Here is a 4,033-nt window from a genome sequence, read left to right as displayed (position 1 = left end):
GAGGGACGGTTGAAACATGGGTCAATTCTCAATGGAAATATCAGGCTGCCCCGGGTCAGCTCTCAGTGGAAATCAACAGCGCGTCTACTCGCGGAGCACGGCCGTCTGGCCGTTGACATTCGAGACCCTATGCCGGGTGAGCCGATAGGGATTTTTCATGCGCATCGTGAGGCGAGCATCCTAGAAGCTGCAATTGCCGCCGAGTTGGCTTGTATTGATTACGCCGAAAGAAGTGACGCGCTAGGGCGCCCGGAATATTTTTGGCGCAGCTATGTCTTTTCTCATGCAACCGTATGATGCAACCGAGGAGGCGAGCCAATCTTGTGGTCGCCGGTTCAATACCTTTCATCTAGCTGTCCCGGCCACGTTTTCAAACGGCGAGGTCTTCGGCGGGCTGTTCTTTGGGCATTCTGACCCGAGCGGTTTAAAATAACATCGAGCATGAGAGCCTGCTCAGTGGGATTGCAGGGCAAGCCTCGGTTGCCTTCGACAACGTCCGCCTGTTCAAGACGGCGCTGAGGGAGATCGAGCAGCGGAGGTCTGGGGAACAGGAGTTGGGGACCAACGCCCATCTCGAGGATCGCGTCGCCGACGAAGTTGAAAAGCGTTCTTTGGCGGAACAGGCGCTACGACAGGCTCAGAAGATGGAGGCGACCGGCCGACTTACCGGCGGCGTCGCCCATGACTTCAACAACCTGCTGGAGGTCGTGGCAGCGAACCTGCAGCTTCTTTCCAAGGACGTAGCCGGTAATGAAGCGGCGACCCGACGCGTCACCAATGCCCTGGCAGGTGTCGCACGAGGGGCGAAATTCGCAAGCCAGCTTCTCTAGTTCGGGCGCAATCATCCGCTGGAACCAAAGGTCGTCAATATCGACCGCTTTGTTGCAGAAATCGAGAAGGATGCTGTGCCGAACGCTGGGGGAGGGGGTCGAAATCGCAACCATCCGCAGCGGTGGCCTCTGGAATGCATCGGTCGATCCGGTTCAGGTCGAAAATGCAACCCTCATCCTGGCTTCCAATGCCTGAGATGCAATGGACGGTCATGGAAAGCTGACGATCGATGTAGGAAACACATCCCTGGATGACCAATATGCGCGGCCAGCACGACTAGGTGTCCGCAGGCCAGCATCTCTGTCGATAGATTTGTCGGTCTCATTCACGGTCGCCTCGGCTGGCAGCCCGGTCGAGCACTCTTCATTCCATCTACCCCTGGAATTAGGTCATAAAGGAAAACTATCGGTAGCATAGAAACAATGAATTAGAGCTATTGTCATTCATCTTCCATATTTCTTTTGCCGAACAAAAGGAGATGAAGATGGAAAAGTTTTTAACGGCCCTACGCAATCGCAAGGCTCATGTGCAGACGCAGATCGACGTCGAACAAAATCGACCAGCGCCGGAAAGCCTTCGATTACGCGCCCTCAAGAAGCTTAGGCTACGTTTCCGTGAGCAGATCGAGTACATTGAGCGTCACAACAGGCAGAACATGCCAGTTTTGATCCCCGTGATCAGAAAGCGCCGAGTCATATTGAGCTGACAGAGATCTGGGTGGGTGCAAACGGCTCGCCTGGGAGGCGAGGTCATTTCCGCCAGGCGATCTCAGCGGACCGACGAAGCGGCATGTGCGGATAAGGAAATGCACATGCCTGCACTGCCACAAGATATCTAACCGCTACGCGATACCTAATTCTTCGGAGGCTCGATCCGACTCTGCCGCGAGCTTTCCGTAATGGGCCTGACGTCCACTATTTTCTCGCCAGTAAAACCCGACGTCGCGCCGTTCCGACCAGTCGGTGATCGTTAAAAGCTTGACATCATCATCCTTGCGGAATTCACCTCTGGCGTAAAGCTCGGGAAAAAGCGAACATCCCATTCCTATGGAAATCATCTGGCGGATGGAATCGAGGCTCGTACCTTCGTAATCGTCGATAACCTCTGCCCGAGCAACCTCAGCAAGATGACGAACGTTTTCGAGAAGACGATGCCCGCTTCCGAGTGCCAAGAGCTTGACGCCCTTAAGCTCCCTCGTTGTAACTGTGTCGTTCTGAGCCAAAGCGTGATCAGACGGTACGCCGAGATAAAGTTTTTCGGTACCGATGCGTCTGAACATCAGATTCGATCGCTCCGGTTGCGGACCTAACCCGCAATCAAGACTACCCTCTAGTACCGCCATCTCGATGTCTGACGGCCGGTCTTCCCTTATGTAAATTTTGAGAGTGGCGTACTTCCGGTGAACGGCCGGGAGAAAGCGAGGAAGAAAGTAAGGGCCAAAAGTTGGCGCCGTACCCAGGCGGATGAGCCCACCCAGGGTTTTCAGGTCCTTCACGACGCCTTCAACCATGTCATCGACCGTGGAAAGCGCTAGCCTTGCACCACGAGCGAATTCATCGCCAATGGGTGTCGTTGATACGCTAGTTGGTGTTCTTTCAAACAGCGTCACGCCAAGGGATTTTTCCACTAGGCTAACCTGCACCGATAGTGTGGGTTGGGACACATGGCATCGTTTAGCAGCTCGTCCAAAATGTTTAAGGTCATCGAGGGCAACGATGTATTCAAGTTGGCGAAGGGTCGGGCGATAGGGCATGTCTATTGATAATACCTATCTCATCAATTGCAACAATCAATTTGAACTATTGCATTCCATTATCATATGTCGTCTCGTCGAAGGAGAATTGTAATGGATCAGTTTCTAGTCGTCTGGCGCAAGATCAAAGCCAGAATTGCCAATCGATTGGACGAAGAGCGAAGCAGACCACGGCCTTCGCACCATCGACTTTTGAGATTGTTAAAGACAAAACAGACTGTTCAAAAACACATTCGTTTCATCGAAAAGCTCCAGTCGACAAGTGGACCAGCGGCAACCGATACGAAGCTCGCGCGACGTTAGGCAATCTCCATCGGTTCCTGGACGTGACCCCTACCCAACGAGATATACTCGCGACATCACACTAATTTGCCCAGACTTCGAATTCCTCTCGTAATAAGGTCAGAAAATCATGTCGACAACACGGCCTAGTTCAGTAGATTCGCTATTAATATCCTTTACCTATACATACCTCGGGTTTAAAGATCGTCGCTGACAGAAATATTTCGCGGCAACTCGCTAGATCTTAAAGATCGTCGCCTGAGGAAATTCCAGCATGCCAGTATCCTTATCAGATTTTTTTCAGTTTGTGTTAGTGCATTTAGATTTTCTGCCTCATCTGGGCGCGTTACTCGCCGCTTACGCTCTGGCACTGCCAATCGGCTGGGACCGTGAGCAAAATGAAAGAAGTGCGGGATTGCGCACGTTTCCTTTGGTTGCGATAGCCAGCTGTGGCTTCATTCAAGCGACCGAGCATTTTACAGCGGGCAGCGCAGAAGCAACCGCTCGAATCGTTGAAGGTCTAATCACCGGCATGGGGTTCATCGGCGGCGGCGCTATCTTGGTCGTGAAGAACAGCGTGCGTGGAACCGCGACCGCTGCCAGTCTATGGGCGACTGGCGCGGTCGGAACGGCGGTCGGACTAGGCTCATATGATACAGCTGTGGTTCTCTCGGTGATGACGTTTACCACTCTGCGGCTGATAAAGCCGAAAAAGGATGAAGCTTCTGAGGGGCAGGCTGGAGAATAACAGCTTCATTTCTCGTTAGAGCGTACCGGTTAAGTTGCAAGCCCACCGGTAGTCTGGATGCAGGTAACAATTTGCCAGCTCTATTGGAGTATGAAGACCGATGGTTGTATTCGGCGTAATTTGCATTGGCTTTTCCGGATCCGAACGGATGAATAGATGATGTACTTTTGCAGCCGGTATTCCACCATCCTGGCCGCTTCAGCTCGTGCAAGTGTCAATCGCTGTCGACTTCCGTGTTTGGGATGGTCATTCTGCGTCTCACGAGGCGTCGAACCTTACGATCTCCTAAGCTTGCGGCTGGAGCAGCTTGACCTAAGCAGTCGAACATGTGCGGGGCATATACTGGTTTGAGCAGGCGCTCAGACGCCCACCCAAGTTGTCCCTGACGACACTTCTGAAGCGCTATTCCCCATGATACG

The 4,033-nt window shown here is 52.9% G+C and carries 4 protein-coding genes and 1 pseudogene; 4 read left to right on the top strand and 1 reads right to left on the bottom strand.

Annotated elements, in window-relative coordinates:
- The 3 genes and pseudogenes from FN060_RS18465 to FN060_RS18455 all read left to right on the top strand — a co-directional run.
- The coding region (locus FN060_RS18465) for a hypothetical protein (protein ID WP_211181475.1) at window positions 1-297 on the top strand (297 nt) is incomplete at its 5' end.
- A 221-nt stretch (window positions 298-518) separates the two neighbouring features.
- Window positions 519-1,098: pseudogene (locus FN060_RS23190) on the top strand (hybrid sensor histidine kinase/response regulator); the annotation flags it as partial.
- 217 nt (window positions 1,099-1,315) lie between these two features.
- A complete protein-coding gene (locus FN060_RS18455) occupies window positions 1,316-1,537 on the top strand; it encodes a DUF465 domain-containing protein (protein ID WP_183950139.1) in 222 nt (73 codons plus the stop codon).
- 135 nt (window positions 1,538-1,672) lie between these two features.
- On the opposite strand, the gene FN060_RS18450 is transcribed toward FN060_RS18455, so the two are convergent.
- Window positions 1,673-2,584: a hydrogen peroxide-inducible genes activator gene (locus FN060_RS18450; protein WP_142589434.1), complete on the bottom strand. Its 912-nt coding sequence runs from the start codon at window positions 2,582-2,584 to the stop codon at window positions 1,673-1,675.
- A 556-nt stretch (window positions 2,585-3,140) separates the two neighbouring features.
- On the opposite strand from FN060_RS18450, the gene FN060_RS18445 reads away from it, so the two are divergent.
- Window positions 3,141-3,614 (top strand): MgtC/SapB family protein, encoded by a 474-nt coding sequence (locus tag FN060_RS18445; RefSeq protein WP_142589432.1) that lies wholly within the window; start codon window positions 3,141-3,143, stop codon window positions 3,612-3,614.
- Window positions 3,615-4,033: the final 419 nt, after the last annotated feature.

Source organism: Pseudorhizobium halotolerans, from assembly GCF_902153235.2.
GTDB classification, from domain to species: domain Bacteria; phylum Pseudomonadota; class Alphaproteobacteria; order Rhizobiales; family Rhizobiaceae; genus Neorhizobium; species Neorhizobium flavum.
Note: the sequence above shows the minus strand (reverse complement) of the source record. Positions and strands in the feature narration are given on the sequence as shown.